Origin of the sequence: Sulfurimonas sp. SWIR-19 (genome assembly GCF_020410885.1) — a bacterium.
Taxonomy (GTDB): Bacteria; Campylobacterota; Campylobacteria; order Campylobacterales; family Sulfurimonadaceae; genus Sulfurimonas; species Sulfurimonas sediminis.
On the sequence record NZ_CP084578.1, the window covers coordinates 974,751 to 995,048 of the forward strand.

The following is a 20,298-nucleotide window of genomic DNA, read 5'->3' on the forward strand; positions in this document are numbered from 1 at the left end:
TGTAATATAGTGAATGATTATTCATTTATAGAGAAGGAGTCAGCTATGGCGGATAGAATTGAAGGTGTAAAAAAACTCTTTACATCAAAAAGTGCACGCGTTGAGACAAATAAAGGGGATGCTTATTATGAAAAGCTGTTTGAAAAGTGTCAGGCCCGTATTGAAGAGTTAAAAACGCAACAACCGATTAATAACAGACTGGACATTACTGATGTTTTGGAGATGCAGGGAATCGAGAGAAGGGATTTTTTAAAGTGGGCAAGTGCAGTAACCGGTATGCTTATGCTTCCGGCTTCTTTTACTCCGCTTGTAGCTGACGCTGCGCTGCTTATGAACAGAGCGCCTGTTATCTGGCTGGAACTCTCAGACTGCGCAGGAAATTCAGAAGCACTACTGCGTTCAGACGGACCGAAAATTGATGAAATTGTGCTTGATATCATCTCTTTGGAGTTTCATGAAACACTTCAGGCTGCTTCAGGACATCAGGCTGAAAAACAGCTTGAAGATGCGATGGAGACTTTTAAAGACAAATACCTTCTCTTTGTTGAGGGAGCGGTACCTCTTGGTATGAACGGACAGTTTGGAACTATAGGTGCAAGCGGTGAGACTATGCATGATCACCTGTTGCGTGTGGCAAAACATGCAGCTGCTGTTGTTGCAGTTGGAAGCTGTGCGACTTTTGGAGGAGTTCCTGCGGCTGCTCCAAATCCGACAGGTGCAGTAGGTGTGATGGATGTTATACAGGGCAAACCTCTTATCAACATTCCTGCCTGTCCTGCCAATCCTGCAAATATGGTAGGAGTTATTTTGCACTATATCTTAACCGGACAGGTTCCGGAACTGGATTCACTGCTTCGTCCGAAGTTTGCTTTTGGCTATAGAATTCATGACAACTGCGAAAGAAGAGCACACTTTGATGCAGGTGAGTATGTGGAAGAGTGGGGTGACGAGGGTGCAAAAAACAACTTTTGTCTCTATAAAGTCGGCTGTAAAGGTCCAATGACATTCAACAACTGTTCTATAGTAAGATATAACGAGGGTGTAAACTGGCCTGTTGGTGTAGGTCGCGGATGTATCGGCTGTTCAGAACCGGATTTCTGGGATAAATATGCGTATGAGAGACCAATGGCAGATGCGAAAATAAAAGCACCTACCGGCGGTGTGGAAAAAACTGTTGATGAGTTTGGTTTGGGACTCTTGACCGCAGCGGGTATCGGTATAGGTATTCATGCAGTGGCCAGTGCAGTAGCAGGGAAGAAAGAAGATGGAGGAGAAGCATAATGGCAAAGAAACATATAGTAGTTGACCCTATAACAAGAATCGAGGGTCATTTAAGAATAGAGGCAATTATAGATGAGAACAATACAATTGTAGATGCGTATGCTTCCTCAACACTCTTTAGAGGGATTGAGACAATTTTAAAAGGGCGTGATCCACGCGATGCGGGATTGTTGGCCATGCGTATTTGTGGTGTTTGTACGGGAACGCATTATCAGAGAAGTATTGAAGCTGTAGAAGATGCTTTTGATATTACCATTCCTAAAAATGCGCGTTTGGTGCGTAACCTTATTCAAGGGGCGCTTTATATGCATGACCATTTGGTGCACTTTTATCACCTGCATGCACTTGATTTTGTGGATGTTGTTTCAGCACTCTCGGCAGATCCGAAAAAAGCGGCAAAAGAAGCAGAAAAATGGGCCGCAGTAGCCGGAACTGTACCGTATGAAGGGTATGGAGATCTTAAAGAGGTGCAAGACAGAGTAGCCAAATTTGTCAAACAGGGCCGTCTTGGAATTTTTGGAAACGGTTACTGGGGGAACAAACATTATAAACTGACTCCGGAACAAAACCTCATTGGTGTCGCGCATTACCTCAAAGCACTGGATATTCAAAGAGATATGGCAAAAATGCAGGCTATCTTTGGCGGGAAAAATCCGCATCCTCAGTCTATCGTTGTCGGTGGGGTGACCTGTGTGCAGGATATCCAAAACCCTGCAAGAATTGCTTTGTTTAAACAGCTTTTACAAGATACCACAAAGTTTGTCAAGCAGGCCTACCTTCCGGATGTTTATATGGCCGGAACAATGTATGCCGATGAGGCAACGGACTCAAAAGCGACATTTACTGAACTTATGCAGGGCAAAGGTGTCGGTGGAACCGGCGGAGGTCTGCTAAACTATATGACCTATGGGGATTTTAGACTTGATGATACCGGTTTTTACAAAGCAAAAACACTTTTTCCTAGTGGGATTGTCTATGGCGGCGATTTGTCAAAAGTTGAAGATGTTGATCCGCAAAAAATTGCAGAAGATGTCACACATTCATGGTATGCAGGTACAGGAAAACCCGAACATCCGTATGATGGTACAACCATTCCTGAATATACCGGACTTGATAAAAAAGAGGATGGCATAGCCTACCTTAAAACTAATGAAAAATACTCCTGGATCAAGTCACCGATTTACAATGATACCCGTGTTGAAGTCGGACCTTTGGCACGTATGGTTGTCGGTGTTGCCAAAAAAGATGAGCGTATTACAAAATACGTAACAAACTTCCTCAAACGCGGTAATTTACCGACGGCGGTACTTTTCAGTACAGTCGGACGTACAGCCGCCCGTGCAATTGAGACTGAACTGATGGCTGATGTCATGGTTGAGTGGGTAGATGAGTTGGCTGCAAATGCAGCAAGCGGAGATTTGCGAACATGGACAGAATTTGATTTTGACAAGGTCAGTGTGAAGACAAAAGGGATGGGACTTGCCGAAGCACCTCGTGGAGCACTCGGTCACTGGGTAAGAGTAGAAAACGGAAAAATTTCCAATTATCAGGCAGTAGTGCCTTCAACATGGAATGCTGCACCACGAGATTACAAAGGCCGTTTGGGAGCATACGAAGCAGCACTTATCGGTACAAAAGTAGCAGACCCAGAGCAGCCTCTTGAAATTATTCGTACAGTTCATAGTTTTGATCCTTGTATCGCGTGTGCAGTGCATGTTGTTGATACAAAGGGTAAGGAACTCGGTGTCTATAAAATAGATACCGGTTGCAGTATCTAAGGAGAACAATTATGAAACCTAAATACAAACAAGTCAAAAGGATGACGGCTTTTATGCGACTCAACCACTGGGTTGTCGCATTCAGCATGGTAGGTGCGGTAATAACCGGACTCTATATAGGGCATCCTTATTATCAGACACTGATTGCTGAGCCTGCTGTTATGAAGTATGTGATGGCATGGAACCGATGGGTACATTTTATAATCGCAATCATATTTGATGTCAGCAGTATTGTCATTGCATATCTTTATTTCTTTTCAAGATTTGAAAAGCCATATAAAAAGATAATTCCGACGGCAGGAAATATCAAGGAATTTTTTGAAGTAATCATAAACCTTGTTATGCTGAACCGCCGTAAAAAGTTTGACTCTACCCATAGTGACAGTTTCAATACTGTTTTCTTTTTGCTGTTTCATTTAATGCTTGCATGGATGCTTTTGACCGGACTGCAACTCTATGTACACGGGCTTGAATCCGGGCTGAGTTCTATCGGATCATGGTGGCCCTGGATGTTGCATTTGGTGACAGACTGGACCCTGCCGGTTTCATCATGGATGATTGGTTCAACGGCAACGGGAACAAATATTATGGATGTGCGTATTGTGCATCATATGACTATGTGGTTTATCCTTTCCTGGGTGGCATTTCATATCTATTATCAGGTATGGCGTACCATATTTTGGAAAGAGGGAGACATCGGTATTGTTGTCAGCGGTACCAAATTTGTTAAAGAGAAAGAAGCATAGCGCTTCTTTCTGACACAGAAAAATCATTTTAAAGGCATTCAATGGCATTCATCTTGGAATTAGACACAACATCTTCTCAAAACTATCTTTATAATACCGTCGTATCTATTGTAAAAACCCATGATATTGTTGCAGACATATCGCAAAGAGAGGGGAAAATCATTTGTGCTTTTGCATCAGAACATGGAAATTTACAAGCGTGTCTTGATACAATTGCACAAAAACTGCCGGCTTCCATCTTTTTAAAAGCTTCCAAAAGTTATGAAAATGAGGAAGAAGTCTCTTTGAGGATGGAATTAAAGAATGAATATCCTTTAAACTTAGGGCTTTGCCCCTCCTGTCAAAAAGAGATGTTTGATGTGAGTTCACGCAGGTATTACTATCCTTTTACCTCATGCAGCTGTTGCGGAGGCAATTACAGTTTTTTAAATGCCTATCCCTATGCACGACAAAATACCTCTATGAAATTTGTTGTTCCCTGTGCATCGTGTAAAGAAGAGATGCAAAGTGCCGGTTTGAGAGAATCGCATCATATTAACAGCTGCCAGGAGTGTGGTATACCGGTACGTCTTGTCAACAAGTCGAGTGAACGCTATGCCAATGATGCAGGAAGTTTTCGTACAATGTTTGAGGTGGCGGCAAAAGCACTCAAAGATGAGCAAAAACTGCTTATAAAAACGACAATGGGGTACCGTCTTTTTTATACAACGGCCACAATGCACAATGATTCTGTACTTATGATGATAAATGCGACGAAAATAACAGACCACCTCTCCTTGATTAGAGAGGAGTTTAATGCTCTGCTTGGTATTGAGCGGCCACTCTTACATGTAACACTGAAAAATGAAGCGCTTAAAGAAAAGCTTGGACGCAATACCGCCTATGTAAAGTATCCTGATGACGGGTTTTGTATTTTGCTGGGAGCGGAATTGCAAAAACTCGGAGTAGATTTCATTGCCTATGAAGATGCGGATGCTGCCTGTGAGGCTGATATGCTGATGGATTATGACCTTGAAATCAACCCGCAAAAAGATATGAGACTCTTTTTAAACAAAGATGTCTCTTTTATTGCTCAGGGAGAGAGAGTCTCTTTCCCCTCACATAATTTGAAAAAACGAAACGTTTTGTCTATTGCTGACGAATATATCGGCTTTGCAAAAGAAGATCAGATGTTTTTTGATAAAATGCAACACTTTGACTCTTTACATGTAGAGCAAGTAAATGTCATAGAGGGGACTCAAGAGGTGTATCATCCAAATCAGCATATTTTTATGCCCGAAGAGGCTTCTTTTATGTCCGTGATTGCAGAACATGAGATTTTCGGACAAAAATGTGTCGGAGCCTATTTTGACGAAGAACCCTCTTTTTTGTATTATGACGGCAAAAATGTTCTCAGAGTTGTGCCTCCCAAGGCTTTTAATGGCAAAAACATCATAGAAGATATAAAAAACCTCAGAGAAGGGTCTGACAGACTTGTCATAAATTTAGAAAAAAATATGCCTCTCATTTATAAAAAGCTGCTTCATTTGCAAGAGAAAAAAGATGTGAAACTTTTTGAAGCAGTGGCAATTTTGCTCGGCATTGAAGATGAAACAATGCGGGGTGTTGTCAATGAAGCGATGAAGTTTGTGGGAAAAGGCGGCATCCAAATTGATACTCATGTAAGTGACAACCGTTTTGACCATGCGGCTTTTCTCTCAAGCATAATCTCATACCAGTTGGCTGATGTAAGTACTTCCATACTTGCTTATTCAATATTTGAGAGTTTTGGGGATTATTTTAATGATATTTTACAGGAACTCAAATCCAAAACAAAAGCCCAACACATTGTGTTGTGCGGAACACATTTCGCAAACCAGTCACTCTTTTCCAGAATGCAAAGAAATCTGAAAATGTCTCCGCCTCTTATGAATATAAATTATCCAATAGGCAAGGAGAATGCTGTTGTCGGCGGAGTCTATCTGTAGAAAAAAGATATATATCAGCGGTATTGTCCAGGGTGTCGGATTTCGCCCGTTTATCTATGCCCTAGCCAACAAATACAGCTTGTGCGGCTTTGTTTTTAATGATGGAAATGGCGTTGTTGTTGAAGTACAGGGGGAAAACGAGACGCTTCTTGAGTTTATCAAAGAGATCGATTTTTCGGCGCCGCCTTTGAGTAGAATAGATACGCTTAGCACTGAAGATATACAACTCAAAACTGATGATGGTTTTAGGATTGTAAAATCCCAAGACAGCGCTCTTTCAACAATGCTGAGCCCGGATATGACATTGTGTGATGATTGCAAGCGTGAAATGTTTGATAAGAAAAACCGCCGTTACATGTATCCTTTTATCAACTGTATCAATTGCGGACCGAGATATACCATTATAAAAAATCTTCCCTATGACAGAAAAAACACCTCAATGCAAAACTTTACAATGTGTAATACATGTAAAGAGGAGTATGAAGACCCGACAAATCGTCGTTATCATGCGCAGCCGATTTCCTGTTATGACTGTGGACCGAAGTTGGAATTTGTATCTTTGATGCAATCTTGTCAGGCTCAGGAGAATGAGGCTGTAGAAAAAATATGTGAGTGCATAAAATCCGGTAAAACAGTGGCCGTCAAAGGACTGGGCGGCTTTCATCTTGTATGTGATGCAAGAAATGAAGAAGCAGTGATGCTTTTGAGAATAAACAAGCACAGACCAAGCAAACCCCTGGCTGTAATGTTTGAAAATATAGAGTCTATACAAAAAATTTGTCAAATTTCCAAGCGTGAAAAAGAACTCATAGTCTCAAAAGAGCGCCCCATTGTTTTGGTAAAAAAGAAAAAGGAGCAACAGGTACTATGCAAATACATTGCTCCAAATATAGACAGAGTAGGTGTGTTTCTTCCTTATACACCTTTGCATGAGTTGATTTTAAAAAAACTCAAATTCCCCATAGTAGCCACAAGTGCAAATTTAAGTGACGAGCCGATTATTCAAGACCAAAAAGAGCTCTTTAAAAAACTGCCGCTTGTTGTGGAAGTATCACTCAACCATGACCGTGAGATTATTAACGGCTGTGATGACAGTGTTATGATGCAGATTGCCAATCAGAGTATCACATTACGGTTGGCACGGGGTTTTGCACCACTGAGTTTTGTAACAAAGATACAAAAGAGTAAAAAAATCCTGGCACTCGGTGCGCAGCAAAAAAGTACAATTACTTTGGCTTTTGAGGGGAATATTGTTATTTCACCTCATATCGGGGATTTAAATACAGTTGGAGCTATGGAGTATTTCAGACAGACTGTGCAGACTTTTCAAAGACTTTATGATTTTCAACCTGATATTATCGTATGTGACAAACATCCAGGATATGAAACTACAAAATGGGCTCAAGAGTACATACAAAATCATCCCTTATGTGAACTTGTACAGCTGCAGCATCATTATGCACATGCTTTGGGTACGATGGCAGAGTATGCTTTGGATGAAGAGGTCTTGGCATTTTGTTTTGATGGTACAGGTTTTGGAGACGATGGAGTGTTATGGGGTGGTGAAGTGCTTTTGACAACACCAAAATCGTACAAAAGAGTCTGCCATATAGAAGAATTTTCTTTGATAGGGGGTGAAAAAGCGATAAAAGAACCAAAAAGAGTTGCCCTATCCCTTCTATTTGATGTTTTTTCTCTTGAGGAAATAAAGAGTATGCCCAATGATTTTGTATCCTCTTTGGATACAAAAGAGATACAAACGCTCTACCTCATGCGAAAAAGGGGTATAAACTCCATACAAACTACTTCTGTCGGAAGACTTTTTGACGCTGTATATGCTTTGTGCGGTTTTTTGAATCCTTTAGGATACGAAGGAGAGAGCGGGATGATTATGGAGAGTCTTGCACGCGAATTTAAAACAAGAAAGAAGTATACTTTTGAGCTAAAAGATGATGTGATATCTTGTAAAAATCTCATAAAGGAGATACTTGCAGAAGAGAAAAAAGAGCTTATTCCGGCAAAATTTATGAATGCTCTTGCTGCAATGATATTGCAAATCAGCTTGCAATATAAAAACAAAAGAGTCATACTCAGCGGAGGCGTTTTTCAAAACAGCTATTTATTGGAAAAAGTTGTATCTCTTTTTCAAAAAAATAATATTAAATACAATATAGCATCAAAAGTACCGGTAAATGACGGTGGTATATCACTGGGTCAGGTCTATTATGCGTTACATCAAACCAGTATCAAGGAAAATTATGAATAAAAAAACAGCACTTATCGGCAGTGGCAACGCATTTTTTAAAGATGAGGGTATAGGGCTTTATGCAGGAAAATTTTTAAAAGAAAATTTTGATTTTGAACCGGAAATCGAAATAGTCGATGGGGGTACACTGGGCTTTAAACTTATGCCTCTTTTGCAGGAATATGATGCAGTCATTATAGTAAATACAGCCTCTGATGATACGAAAAAAACGGGAGAGATCAGCGTAAAAACAACTGATGAGTTTTTAGACGGAGATCTTGTAAAAAAAACTGCCAATGAAGTTGAAATTGCTGAAATGCTGCAAATTTGTTCTATGAGTGAAAAAATGGCAGAGACAACAGTTATCAGCATCGTTCCGGAGGATATTATATCGGTAGAAGTGGCATTGAGTGAGGCTCTTGAGTCGCATTGGCAAAACTATATAAATGTTATTTTACAGACTTTGAAAAATATGGGAATTGCTGCCAAAGAAAAAGAAAAAAGATGCTCTTTAGAAGATATTTTGCATATATTCGCCAATCCGAGTATAGAATTTAATCGTGGTTTTTAACAGGAGTATAAGATAGAATATATTAATATATGAATGTTCATTCATTTTTGAGATTTTGGATGCAACTACGACTTTTTCATGATAATGCAGATATGAGATATATCCACAACTCCTGTAATTCCTCAAAGTTCAAAGCAAATTACATCTGCATTATCGATTTAGCGGGTTTTTGAAATTTTCAATAATAGCTTCCAGTGAGACAGGATATTCATTTTTACTGACTTGAATTCCCTCTTTTTGCAAGATAGTAATGACAGTATCAATATATGTACAAAAAGTCTTCTGCATAGTCATACTCAACCCTATACATACGTCAATTTTTTGTGGCACTATGCCGATGATGCTTGATTTAGGGATCTCTTTTCCCATGAGTTCTAAAATGTCAAAACACTGCAATACACCTATCTCATGTGCTCCACCCGAGTTTAGACCATATCCGGTAAGCTCATTTGACGGTATATGATAGATACTGCCGGGTTTGTCGTCTATCTCAATGGCATCAAGAATGATGATATGTTTGTACTCCATAAAAAGATTTAAGAGGTTTATGCCCTCAACACCGCCATTGATAATATCTGTCTGCGGAGAAAATGTGTAGTTTTTTTCCAGGTATTGTGAAGCATAAACAGCTACACCATCATCAAATTCTAAAATGTTTCCTACGCTTAGGAGTGCTAATTGTTTCATGTCTGCTCTTTAAAATAGTTTTGTATGAGAAGTTTTAAAGCTTCTTCTTTTGAATAATTGAATTTAAACTCAAACTCTTTAAGGTAGTAGGGGAAATATTCGTTGGAAATCCCTTTGTATAAGGTGATATTTTCCTCAAAATACTCCCAAAATTTCACGATGGTATTGTAATGTTTGGAAACTTTGATAATCCTGCTTTGACGCTTGAATTTGTTCAACTCCTCTATATATACTTCTTCAATTTGATCTTGTAAAAACTGTGCTTTGTATTTGTGCAAAGAGGGCATTAAAATGGTGTAAATGTAGCCTTCATAATCAAAAGTCAAAAAGTTATAGGCATCAAAAAGTGCATTTTTTTGGCTTTTTTTTGATTTTTCTATATAGAAATACTCTTCATACTCAACACTTTTTTCTCTGATTTTTTCATAATGTTCTTCTGAAACAGCGGCACATAACAGACGAAAATCATGATAATAGTTTTTTGTTGAAATATAGGAAATATGGTAAAGTTTAGAGGCTTCAAGGGCACTGATATTTCGAATAAAACACTCCATTAAAAAGAGTATTTTATTGACTCTCGCACGAGAATATTTTTTCTTGCAGGAGGAACATTTTAGGTTGTTTGTCGCTGTTTTGTAAACATAGTGTTTGCAATACAAACATTCTTGCTGCCAGATCATATGTAAACCTCCTCCCCTTTAAAAATGTAAATGATAGTGAGAATGTGTAAAATCTTTTTTATGTCTGTGTTTGTGCTTGTGGATAAGATTTGCTTTTTGCAAAGTTTGTAAATCTCTAAAAAGTTTTTCAATATCTCCGTCATATACCATTGTATGTTTTTCATCAAGGACAATAGCTCTGTTGCTTACTTCATAGGCTATGCTCAAATCATGTGTTGCGACTATGACTGTTGTCTCTATTTCAAGCATTAAGTCTACAAACCAGCCGGTAGTCCTTGGATCCATCGCAGCTGTAGGCTCATCCAAAAGCAAAATTTCCGGTTCATAAACCAAAATGGAAGCAAGAACAACTTTTTGTTTTTCACCACCGCTGAGTTCAAGCGGGTTTTTGTCTAAAAGATGTGTAATGCCGAACTTTTCACTTATTGCCAGTACTTTTTTGTCAATGTTCTCCTCGTCAAATTCACGTAAAGAAAAGGCTATTTCATCTTTTACGGTGGGATTGAAAATCATGCTTTCGGGATTTTGAAAAAGGATGCCTACTTTTTTTCGGAAGTTTTTGTCAATATTTTTTTTGCTAATTTTTTTTGTATGAAAAAGATACTCTCCTTTTTTTGGAAAATAGAGGGCGGCTAAAATTCTTAAAAGAGTTGATTTTCCGCTTCCGTTACTGCCTAAAAGTACGACTTTTTCACCTTTGTTGATTGTAAGTGAAATGTCATGTAAGACTTTTTTTTCTTCATAGTAAAACTCTATATTGTGCAGTGTTATCAAAAAAACCCCCTTGCTTTCATCGCTAATGTTCTCTCTTTTGAATCTTTTAATGCTTTGGAGAAGAAAAATTCAAAGACTCTGAGAATGAACTTTTTTTCTCTTGAGTGGAGTTTTTTTATGACTCTTGCTTTGTATGCAAGTGTAAAATCTTCATAGGTTTTTTTATAAGAGATGATTTGAGAGAGTGTAATCATCAGTAAAAAACTTAAATCTTTGGAAAAAGCAAAAAATTCCACCATATTAATTTTGTGAAAAAAATAAAATACAAAATATGTTATCGTAAAAACTTTAAGATTGATGTAAAAGATATAATGATAAGGATCAATGCCCTTGAGAGACGCAACAATAAAATATCCAAGAGAGACACTTAGATTAAAAAAGAGAAGCGACTTCACTGCTCTTTTAGTGATATAGAGTGCTTGCTTATAAGAAAGAAGAAGTAAAACAGCTAAAAACAAAGCTGTAAAAACCATCTCTTTTAATGAAAGAATCAGTAAAAGAGAGGCAATAAAAAAGAGCCTATACAGAACCATGATTATCCTGTTTTTTGGCTGTGATTTTTGTAAAAATATAAAAAATCCCATAAACCAGAACCAAACCGAGCAGGGCAGAGAGATAGTAACTGACTACTTCATTCATTCCGTTTATGGAGTAATCAGGTAGAGGTGAGGAGAGCGTATGTGCATTTTTAATCCCTGTTGGTATAAAACCCAGAATTTTTTCATAATAATCCTCTTCCCATTCTCCCCATGCCGGATTTTCACTCAAAAGCCCAAGAGGGACCGCTACAATTAAAAGAGACAAGAGAAGATAAAGTTTATTTTTCATAAGAGAGCTCCCTGTTTTTTCCTTTAAGATAGTTATAAATCAGTTGTGTAAATATTCCTTCAACCATTCCGAAAAAGAGGATATGTGAACCGACCAGTGCCACCATTGTTGTTTTTAAATCAAAAGGAAAGTAAAGTGGCTGTCCGTTATGTGTCCAAAACAATGGCTGTATGCCAAGGGCAACTGCCACAACAAAGGATGAACTGACAATACCCATCCAGCCTGCCAAAAATGGTGCAAATTTTTTGTTCTTGAATATCTTAAAAACAAAATAGGCACTGAATGAGCCTGTCAGTGCCATAGAAAGAGCATTGAGTGCATATGCTGAAATGCCTCCGTCACCAAAGACTACAGCCTGTATAAGCAGTACCAAACTCACAGAAATAAAACCTACCCAGGGTCCGAATAATATAGCAATGAGTGCAGCACCGACTGCATGTCCGCTGGTTCCTCCTGGAACAGGAATATTAAACATCATAATAATAAAGCTCATTGCGCTTAAAGCTCCTATAAGAGGAAGGGTCTCTTCATTGAGTTTTTCTTTGAGCTTTTTGAATCCATAAATCCAAAGAGGCAGTGCAACAGCATAGGTCGCTATGACGGTTGTCGGAGATATATAGCCATCTGGTATGTGCATTATTTTTCCTCATAAAATTTTATCCTATCTCTAATTGTATAGATTTTAAATGATTTGCAGATAAAAAAGATGAGTTCTTGTATTGTTTTGGAACCAGAAATGAATATTTATTCAGAAATGTTCCAAAACTATATAAGAAATAAGTAAATTTACCTTTTTTTTATTTTTATTCAAATAAACTTTATAAAAATTTGTTTGAGGAAAAAATATGTGCGCAGATTGCGGATGCTCAATAGCAGGAAAAGAACACACTCACGATCATAGTCATTCACACGACCATAACCATCACCATTCACATGAACATCAGGCAGCACATGAAACTCTGCATCATAACCCGCAGCTTAATGATTCTAAAACGATTAGTGTCATTACAAAAATTTTAGATAAAAACAATCATGAAGCAGGACATAATCGTGCCCATTTTGACAAACACAATGTCTTGAGTATTAATCTGATGAGCAGCCCCGGAAGTGGGAAAACAACACTTTTGGAAAATATGGCTGATATGGCTGGTTTTAAGTTTGGAGTTATTGAGGGAGATCTTGAAACGAGCAGAGATGCTGAGCGAATTAAAGCAAAGGGGATACCTGCATATCAGATTCAAACAGGGAGTGCCTGCCATTTAGACGCATTTATGGTGCATAAAGGGCTTCATGATATGCCGCTTGAAGAGATTGATGTCTGTTTTATAGAAAATGTCGGCAATCTTGTCTGCCCTGCATCTTATGATGTCGGAAGTCATCTTAATATTGTCCTTGTTTCTGTTCCTGAGGGAAGTGACAAGATAGAAAAATATCCTGTAATGTTTCGTCAGGCTGATTTGATACTTATTACAAAAACGGATTTGCTTGAGTATTTTGAGTATAATGTGGAACATGAAAAAAATGAAGCACGAAAAATCAAGCCAAATGTCGATATTTTGGAAGTAAATATCAAAGACAAAGCCTCCGTCCAAAGAGTGATAGACTGGATAGAATTTAAAAGAAAGATGAGAGGGTAATATGTGCTTATCAATACCAAGCAAAGTAGTAAAGATAGATAAAGAACGGAATGTTGCAGTTGTCGATACTATGGGTATCACAAGAGAGGCCGGTCTTGAACTTATGGAAGAAGATGATGTGCAGATTGGCGATTATGTATTGTTGCATATCGGTTTTATTATGAATAAAATAGATGAAGAGGATGCTCTCGAATCACTCAGAGTGTATAATGAAATTTTAGAAAAACTTGATGAGGAAGAGCGGCGTTCTTTGGTTGAAGAGGATGATAACTGTCCAAACAGGGGTGCATAAAATGGGTCAACTCCAGTTAAAAGATCTGTATAACGGTTTTCGAAATCCTGAGGTAATTGAGGGTTTTGCAAAGATTATAAACGAAGAGGCAAAAAAACTCCCAAAACCGATTAATATCATGGAAGTCTGTGGAGGGCATACGCACTCTATTATGAAGTTCGGTCTCCCACAGCTTCTGCCAAAAAATATAAACTTTATCCACGGACCGGGATGTCCTGTCTGTATTATGCCTAAAGAGCGGATTGATCATGCCTACATATTGGCAGAACTTGATGATACGATTTTGGTAACACTCGGTGATATGATAAAAGTACCCGGAAGCCATGGCAGTCTGCAAGATGCACGGGCAAAAGGTGCAGATGTGCGCTTTGTCTATTCTCCGCTTGATACGCTTAAAATTGCTCAGGAAAATCCGGATAAAAAGATAATATTTTTTGCCATTGGCTTTGAGACAACAACTCCTATGACAACTTCACTTATAGATATTGTAATCAAAAAAGAGATAAAAAACATTTTCTTTCATATCAACCATGTCACGGTTCCTGAAGTAATGGTCGAGCTTATAGACAGCAGAGATGAACATGTAGACAGCTATAACAATAGAATTGATGCCTTTTTGGGACCTTCACATGTAAGCGTTATAACAGGAAGCAAAATTTATGAAAAGTTTCCAAAAGAGTATAATCGACCTGTAGTTGTAGCAGGGTTTGAGCCGGTTGATGTAATGGAAGCTATTTTGATGATAGTCAGACAGTTCAATGAAGGCAGATGCGAACTTGAAGTGGAGTACAAACGACTTGTTTCGTATGATGGCAATAAAAAAGCACAGGCACTTATAGAGAAATATTTTGAAAAAGCCTCTCTTTTTAAATGGCGAGGACTTGGAAATGTCCCCAATAGCGGATACAGACTCAAAGATGAATATGCTTATCTTGATGCGGAACATATTTATGCCGATATTTTACCAAAAGAGGAAATAGAAGACCATAAGCTTTGTATCTGTGGTGACATACTGCGAGGTATGGCAAAGCCACATGAATGTAGTATCTTTGGTACCGCCTGCAAACCGCAGACACCGCTTGGCAGCTGTATGGTAAGCAGTGAGGGTGCCTGTGCGGCGTATTATAAATATGGGAATCTTTTAAAGTAAAGGGGATAAATACCATGAAGTACGCATTTATATTTTTTTTTACGGCAGGTATGAAAATTTTTGCCTGCAGTGGAGATTGTATTGCCTGTCATCCTACACTTGTTGATGTAAAAGGAGAGATGGATAACAATCATCAAATTTTGCAAAGATGCAAAACATGCCATCGCGATGGAAGCAAGATTGTTCTTCTTGACACAAATAGCAGTAATGTACACTTTAAAATTGTAAAAATAAAAACTTTAAAAGAAAATTCTCATACAGAGTGCGGTAATGACTGTTGGCAGTGTCATGACATTAAAAAAGTAAGTCAAATCAATATACCAGAACATAAAAATTTGCAAAAATGTATAGAATGTCATGTGAAGCTTGATAAAACTTTACTTGAATTTGATTCACCAAAAGATAATGCAACCTTACAGGATGTTTTAAAAATATAAAGGTTACACAATGAACAAACAGATAACATTAGCCATGGGCAACGGCGGAGAAGAGAATAATGAACTTATCTCCAAGATTTTTTACAAAGCGTTTAAAAATGAGATACTAGAAAAAAGTGAAGATGCTGCGGTGATACATGGCGGTGAACTTGCATTTTCTACGGACAGTTTTACGGTAAGTCCTCTCTTTTTTCCAGGAGCAGACATAGGAAAGCTGGCAGTATGCGGTACATGTAACGATCTTGCTATGATGGGTGCAAAGCCGAAATATCTTACATGCAGTGTTATCATAGAAGAGGGGTTTTCAACGCGTGAACTTGAAAAAATAGTGCGCAGTATGAAAAAAGAGCTTGAAGCCAATGGTGCTGTAGTTGTCAGTGGCGATACAAAGGTAGTTCCCCGTGGCAGTGTTGACAAAATCTTTATCAATACAACAGGCATAGGAGAAATCCAAAAAAAAGGGATAAGCTCCAACAATATCACAACTGATGATGTTATTTTGCTAAGTCGTGATATTGGGTGTCATGGTGCAACCATCTTTTGTGCTCGTGAGGGAATAGAGCTCTCAACTACCCTAGAGAGTGATTGTGCATCACTGACTCATCAGGTGCAGGCTTTGCTTGATGCAGGTGTAAAAGTGACTGCTATGCGAGATGCAACGCGTGGCGGAGTCAGTGCCGTACTGAACGAATGGGCAAAACAATCCAACATCTGTATAGAAGTGCAAGAAGATGCTGTTCCTGTTTCGCAGGAGGTAAACGGAGTATGTGAAATGTTGGGTTTTGAAGCACTCAATCTTGCAAATGAAGGTACTTTTGTTTTGGCAGTGAAAAAAGAAGATGAGCAAAAAGCCTTAGATATACTGCATGGTTTTGAAAATTCCAAAAATGCTGTTACAATTGCCAGTGTCACACAACAATACAGTCAAAAAGTTATACTCTTAAGCCCGTATGGAACAAAAAGGTTTTTAGACACCCCTACAGGGGAACTTTTACCTCGCATCTGTTAAGCTACTTATGTAGCAAAAGAGCATAGAAAAAGAAGCTACAATAAATTATAATTTTTTATAAAGGGAAAACTATGTCTTTAATCATGTTAATAGTAATGAACCTGGCTGTTATGGTATCACTGTATGTAGCACTTTTTATTTTTGGTGGAAGTTTCATTTCCCTTTTTCTGTCAAAATGGATGGCTGTCAGAGGTATGCCCGAAGTTGGTATATTTGATGCACTACCGAATGCTTTTGCAACAGGCTGGGATAAAAACAATTCTCTTGTTGAACATATAAAAGAATACAGTAGAAGTTAGCAGATGAACAGAAAAAAGAGAGTTGTTGTCTTGGGTGGTGGCTATGGCGGTATCAAAGCACTGGAAACTTTGGCCAACAATGAAAACATAGAAGTAACGCTGATAGATAAAAACCGCTATCATTATCTCCAAACTGAAAGTTATAATCTTGTTGCACTCAACAGTGCTTTGGATGATATTATCATCCCTTTGGATACTCTTGTCAAAGGGATAGATGAAAATTTTTGTTTTATCCAGGATGAAGTTGTCAAGGTAGATACCCATACGGTTACATGTAAAGAGGGAGAACATTTTTTTGACTACCTCATAATAGCAGTGGGGGTAAAGACACTGCTTCCTTCTATTTTTAAAAATGATCGTCTTTTTGAAGTTAAAAATCTTTCCAATGCCTTGCATTTGAAACACTCTTTTGAAGATAGCATCGTAAAACACCTCAAAAAAGAGAAAAAAAATACGAACATAGTTGTTGTCGGCGGTGGTTCCAGTGGTGTTGAGATTGCTGCTGAGATGCAAAATTATCTTTTAAAATCAAATTTGACACAGGAGATACAAATCTCTTTGATTGCAGATGCTTTTTTGGGTGAACTTGATGAACAATCCAGAAAAAAAGCACTGCAAACTTTACAAAACAGTGGCATACGCATACTGCAAAAAATGGTACAAAAAGTTGAAGCAAACAGCTTGCATCTTGAGGATGAGCTTATTGAATTTGATTTTGGGGTAGTAGCCATTGGGCTCGAAGCAAGTGAGTTTATAAAAAACCTTGGCTTTGAAAAAGAGAAAAATCTTTTAAAGGTCGATGAGTATCTACGGGTAGATGAGCATATATATGCTGTCGGGGATTGCGCATTTTTAAAAGACAAAACAGGTGAACCGCTACCGCAAACCGCACAAACTGCAGAACAAAGCGGAGTCATTGCTGCAAAAAATATCCTTCGTACAATCAAACAAAAACCGCTTATCAAAGCAAACATAAAAATCTACGGTCTAGCCATAGCCCTTGGAGGAAAATTTGCCATCGCAACAGCATCATTTGTCAAAGTAGATGGAATACTCGGATATTTGGGCAAAAAAGCGATAGAACAGTTTTACAAAATCCCGCTTAAGCTTAAGTCATAAGTTTTTTTAGATGAAAATTACTCTTCTTGTCAGTGCATTTAATTCCTTGACACAGGTGGCATATACTTATTTTAAAGATAGAAAATACAGTGTTGATGTGGTATTTGCCATTAATGAAAAACAGATGATAGATGAGGTTTTTGCTTTTAGCCCCGATTTTATTTTGTGTCCGTTTTTAAAGAAGTTTGTACCAAAAGAGATTTATGAAAACATCGATACCTACATTGTTCATCCTGGTGTATTGGGCGACAGAGGGGCATATGCGATAGATAATGCCATCAGGCTAGGCAAAAAAGAGTGGGGAGTTACTGTTCTTAAAGCAAATGGAGAGTTTGACAGTGGCGATGTTGTCATTACACAAAATTTTGAGATGCGACAAGCCTACAAAGCAAGTATATACAGAAATGAAGCTGTAACAACTTTTTACACTATGTTTGATGTTTTTTTACAAAATTTACAAAGCAAAAAGTTTACATCGCAGCCAAATTTACCGATGCATCAGGCTCTATCTCAAAAAGACAGAGCGATTGACTGGCAAAAAGATACAACGCAGGAGATTTTGACAAAAATATATATGAGTGATTCGCATCCTGGAGTAAAAGATGAAATTTTAGGAGTAGAATGTTACCTGTATGGGGCATGGAGAGAGGAAAAACTAAGAGGTGAACCAAAAGAGATTCTTGCCAAACGAGACGGTGCTGTCTGTATTGGAACTGTTGATGGAGCGATCTGGATTACTCATTTCAAAGAGCCAAATCGTTTTAAACTCCCTGCGACCTATGTTTTAAAAGAGCGACTGCAGGGGGTAAAAGAGCAAAGACTGCCTTTGGTTTTTGACAAAAGTTATAAAACTTTTTATGAAATAAGCTGTGATATAAAAGAGGAAGTGGCATATTTGTATTTTAATTTTCACAACGGTGCATTCAGCAGTGACAAGTGTATGAAATTAAAATATGCTTTTGAGTATATCAAAGAGCAGGTAAAAATTGTTGTGCTGATGGGTGGAGAGGATTTTTTCAGTAATGGCATTCATCTGAATATTTTAGAAGACAGTAAAAAAAATGGCGAAGACGGCTGGAGTAATATCAATGCCATGAATGATTTGGTAAAAAGTGTTCTTTTTGCCGATGATGTAGTAACTGTAGCTTCTCTTCATAAAAATGCGGGAGCAGGCGGTGTTTTTTTGGCACTTGCCTGTGACTATGTTGTGGCAAAAGAAGGGGTTGTCCTTAATCCCCACTATAAAACATTGGGTCTCAGTGGCAGTGAATACCACACATATACCTTACCAAAACGGGTCGGTAAAGAGTATGCTGAGAAGATTTTAGAGGAGTGCCTGCCTTTGAGTGCAGGCAAAGCAAAAGAGATAGGTTTAGCGGACAAACTTTTTGCACATAAAGAGTATAAAAAAGAGCTTGAAAATTTTTGTCAAGAACTTATTTGTGATGAGGAAACATTAGAAGATTTTTTATGGGACAAAGAGGAATATATAGAAGCACACAAAAAGCAGATAGAACATCATCGTGAAGAAGAAATAGCAGTGATGTACCCGGAATTTTGGGAAGAAGACAGCTCTTTTCATAAAAAACGCTATGAATTTGTCTATAAAATATGCCCTTTAGAAACACCACAGCGACTAAAAGCTACAATAACGAATAATCATTCAGGAAAAACAAATGCATGAGTACAGTGTAGTCCAAGCACTTTTGGAACAGATTGAAAATATTGCCGAAGAAAATGATGCAACAAAAGTAACAAAAATCATTGTAAAAATCGGCGTAATGAGTGGTATAGAAGCGCACCTTCTTGAGGTTGCGTTTAATACTTTTAAGGAAAAGACCATAGCAGACGGGGCGGAGTTTGTCATGAACATTCAGCCGCTTAGTATAAAGTGCAACAGTTGTGGAGAAGTCAGTGAACTTGAAAAAATTCACTACTGTTGTCAAAGTTGTGGTTCGGTTGATGTCAATGTAATAGATGGGGAAGATATGTTCCTCATGAGTTTGGAAATGGAGTAGAGATGCAAGAGTATTGGGAAGCATATATGAAGCCTATAGACGGGCATGCGGCGATGGTGTCATTGAATGCAGGTGTAGCAGACAGCGTGCCGGATGAGGAATACATGTATGTAGGATTTGTCAAAGTAAAACTGAAGAGTCCGAAAGAGGACGGTTTGATTTGTAAGCAAGAGGGTGATGATGTCGGATTTATAGAAGACAGGCTAGAGATGGAGTCTTTGCGGTATCGCAACGGAAAATACATCGGTCGAATTATCACACAGGGCGAAGTTAATTTTATCTATGCCCTAAAAATGGATTTTGAATGGCAAAATACTGTAGAGGATGCAATGAAACACTTTAGTGAGTACAGTTATGAGTTTGGCTCACGCATAGACAGCGAATGGGAGGTTTATCAAAAACTTCTCTTTCCGACTGTAAAAGAGTGGCAGATCATCACCAATCATCATGCCTGCGACAATCTTAAAGAACAAGGCGATGATCTTCATCAAGAAAGGGCAATAGAACATAAAAGCTACTTTACATGTAATGATGACAGAGAAGCATTTGCGCAAAAAATTCAGGAGATGGGTTTTAAAGAACAAAAAAGAAGTGAAGTCCCTTTTAGAGATGAAACAATGTACGGTATTTCTTTTTACAGAAAGGATAAGCCTTTTTATTATGACATAGATACTTTGACTGTGGAACTTATAGATGTGAGTGAAGCTTATAATGGCAAATATGACGGTTGGGAGTGTGCTCTGGTAAAACCAATATGGCAGACTCAAAAAAAGTAATTTT

General features: G+C 38.2%; 22 protein-coding genes. 16 read left to right on the forward strand and 6 right to left on the reverse strand.

All coding sequences use genetic code 11. The features are described 5' to 3' along the window. Positions 1 to 45 precede the first annotated feature (45 nt). Genes LCX93_RS05050 through LCX93_RS05075 form a run of 6 tightly spaced genes read left to right on the forward strand, consistent with a single transcriptional unit; the run spans position 46 to position 8,588 of the window. Positions 46 to 1,281 carry a hydrogenase small subunit gene (locus LCX93_RS05050; RefSeq protein WP_226069083.1) on the forward strand — a complete coding sequence of 412 codons (1,236 nt, stop codon included), beginning with the start codon at positions 46 to 48 and terminating at the stop codon, positions 1,279 to 1,281. Next, complete coding sequence (locus tag LCX93_RS05055) at positions 1,281 to 3,059, forward strand: nickel-dependent hydrogenase large subunit (RefSeq protein WP_226069085.1); 1,779 nt, start codon at positions 1,281 to 1,283, stop codon at positions 3,057 to 3,059. Before LCX93_RS05050 ends, LCX93_RS05055 begins: the two co-directional genes overlap by 1 nt. A gap of 11 nt (positions 3,060 to 3,070) precedes the next feature. Further along, the gene (locus LCX93_RS05060; RefSeq protein WP_226069087.1) at positions 3,071 to 3,805 is read left to right on the forward strand and encodes a cytochrome b/b6 domain-containing protein; all 735 of its coding nucleotides are present in this window, start codon (positions 3,071 to 3,073) and stop codon (positions 3,803 to 3,805) included. Between the two features lie 41 nt (positions 3,806 to 3,846). Continuing rightward, positions 3,847 to 5,772 (forward strand): Kae1-like domain-containing protein, encoded by a 1,926-nt coding sequence (locus LCX93_RS05065; protein ID WP_226069089.1) that lies wholly within the window; start codon positions 3,847 to 3,849, stop codon positions 5,770 to 5,772. Further along, a complete protein-coding gene (gene hypF, locus LCX93_RS05070) occupies positions 5,744 to 8,038 on the forward strand; it encodes a carbamoyltransferase HypF (RefSeq protein ID WP_226069091.1) in 2,295 nt (764 codons plus the stop codon). The genes LCX93_RS05065 and hypF overlap by 29 nt, the downstream gene beginning before the upstream one ends. Next, positions 8,031 to 8,588: a hydrogenase maturation protease gene (locus LCX93_RS05075; RefSeq protein ID WP_226069093.1), complete on the forward strand. Its 558-nt coding sequence runs from the start codon at positions 8,031 to 8,033 to the stop codon at positions 8,586 to 8,588. Before hypF ends, LCX93_RS05075 begins: the two co-directional genes overlap by 8 nt. 150 nt (positions 8,589 to 8,738) lie before the next feature. Here LCX93_RS05075 and LCX93_RS05080 read toward each other — a convergent pair whose 3' ends face one another. From LCX93_RS05080 to cbiM, 6 genes are read right to left on the reverse strand one after another with little or no spacing between them, the layout of a single operon-like run. Then, a complete protein-coding gene (locus LCX93_RS05080; protein WP_226069095.1) occupies positions 8,739 to 9,275 on the reverse strand; it encodes a HyaD/HybD family hydrogenase maturation endopeptidase in 537 nt (178 codons plus the stop codon). Further along, positions 9,272 to 9,955, reverse strand: a complete 684-nt coding sequence (locus LCX93_RS05085) for a transposase (RefSeq protein ID WP_226069097.1) — start codon at positions 9,953 to 9,955, stop codon at positions 9,272 to 9,274. Before LCX93_RS05085 ends, LCX93_RS05080 begins: the two co-directional genes overlap by 4 nt. Positions 9,956 to 9,973: 18 nt before the next feature. Beyond that, positions 9,974 to 10,729: an energy-coupling factor ABC transporter ATP-binding protein gene (locus tag LCX93_RS05090; protein ID WP_226069099.1), complete on the reverse strand. Its 756-nt coding sequence runs from the start codon at positions 10,727 to 10,729 to the stop codon at positions 9,974 to 9,976. Next, the gene (locus LCX93_RS05095) at positions 10,726 to 11,262 is read right to left on the reverse strand and encodes a hypothetical protein (protein ID WP_226069101.1); all 537 of its coding nucleotides are present in this window, start codon (positions 11,260 to 11,262) and stop codon (positions 10,726 to 10,728) included. The genes LCX93_RS05090 and LCX93_RS05095 overlap by 4 nt, the downstream gene beginning before the upstream one ends. Further along, positions 11,249 to 11,557, reverse strand: a complete 309-nt coding sequence (locus tag LCX93_RS05100; RefSeq protein ID WP_226069103.1) for a PDGLE domain-containing protein — start codon at positions 11,555 to 11,557, stop codon at positions 11,249 to 11,251. The genes LCX93_RS05095 and LCX93_RS05100 overlap by 14 nt, the downstream gene beginning before the upstream one ends. Next, positions 11,547 to 12,194, reverse strand: a complete 648-nt coding sequence (gene cbiM, locus LCX93_RS05105) for a cobalt transporter CbiM (protein WP_226069105.1) — start codon at positions 12,192 to 12,194, stop codon at positions 11,547 to 11,549. The genes LCX93_RS05100 and cbiM overlap by 11 nt, the downstream gene beginning before the upstream one ends. 208 nt (positions 12,195 to 12,402) lie before the next feature. Here cbiM and hypB point away from each other — a divergent pair, with 208 nt between their 5' ends. The 10 genes from hypB (at position 12,403) to LCX93_RS05155 (ending at position 20,294) form a co-directional block, all read left to right on the forward strand. Continuing rightward, positions 12,403 to 13,194, forward strand: coding sequence for a hydrogenase nickel incorporation protein HypB (hypB, locus tag LCX93_RS05110; protein WP_226069107.1), 792 nt, complete (start codon positions 12,403 to 12,405; stop codon positions 13,192 to 13,194). A gap of 1 nt (position 13,195) precedes the next feature. Continuing rightward, positions 13,196 to 13,486: a HypC/HybG/HupF family hydrogenase formation chaperone gene (locus LCX93_RS05115; RefSeq protein ID WP_151900565.1), complete on the forward strand. Its 291-nt coding sequence runs from the start codon at positions 13,196 to 13,198 to the stop codon at positions 13,484 to 13,486. Between the two features lies 1 nt (position 13,487). After that, positions 13,488 to 14,636, forward strand: a complete 1,149-nt coding sequence (gene hypD, locus LCX93_RS05120) for a hydrogenase formation protein HypD (protein WP_226069109.1) — start codon at positions 13,488 to 13,490, stop codon at positions 14,634 to 14,636. A 14-nt stretch (positions 14,637 to 14,650) separates the two neighbouring features. Continuing rightward, positions 14,651 to 15,073, forward strand: a complete 423-nt coding sequence (locus tag LCX93_RS05125; protein WP_226069110.1) for a hypothetical protein — start codon at positions 14,651 to 14,653, stop codon at positions 15,071 to 15,073. 10 nt (positions 15,074 to 15,083) lie between these two features. Continuing rightward, entirely contained in the window at positions 15,084 to 16,082 is a 999-nt protein-coding gene (hypE, locus tag LCX93_RS05130) for a hydrogenase expression/formation protein HypE (protein ID WP_226069111.1), read from the forward strand. Positions 16,083 to 16,153: 71 nt separating this feature from the next. Continuing rightward, on the forward strand, positions 16,154 to 16,381 hold the full coding sequence (locus tag LCX93_RS05135; protein ID WP_226069112.1) for a M48 family metallopeptidase: 228 nt from the start codon (positions 16,154 to 16,156) through the stop codon (positions 16,379 to 16,381). Between the two features lie 3 nt (positions 16,382 to 16,384). Further along, positions 16,385 to 17,500 carry an NAD(P)/FAD-dependent oxidoreductase gene (locus LCX93_RS05140; RefSeq protein ID WP_226069113.1) on the forward strand — a complete coding sequence of 372 codons (1,116 nt, stop codon included), beginning with the start codon at positions 16,385 to 16,387 and terminating at the stop codon, positions 17,498 to 17,500. 10 nt (positions 17,501 to 17,510) lie between these two features. Then, the gene (locus LCX93_RS05145) at positions 17,511 to 19,184 is read left to right on the forward strand and encodes an enoyl-CoA hydratase-related protein (RefSeq protein ID WP_226069114.1); all 1,674 of its coding nucleotides are present in this window, start codon (positions 17,511 to 17,513) and stop codon (positions 19,182 to 19,184) included. Then, positions 19,177 to 19,518: a hydrogenase maturation nickel metallochaperone HypA gene (gene hypA, locus LCX93_RS05150; RefSeq protein ID WP_226069115.1), complete on the forward strand. Its 342-nt coding sequence runs from the start codon at positions 19,177 to 19,179 to the stop codon at positions 19,516 to 19,518. Before LCX93_RS05145 ends, hypA begins: the two co-directional genes overlap by 8 nt. A gap of 2 nt (positions 19,519 to 19,520) precedes the next feature. After that, positions 19,521 to 20,294 carry a DUF695 domain-containing protein gene (locus LCX93_RS05155; RefSeq protein WP_226069116.1) on the forward strand — a complete coding sequence of 258 codons (774 nt, stop codon included), beginning with the start codon at positions 19,521 to 19,523 and terminating at the stop codon, positions 20,292 to 20,294. Positions 20,295 to 20,298: the final 4 nt, after the last annotated feature.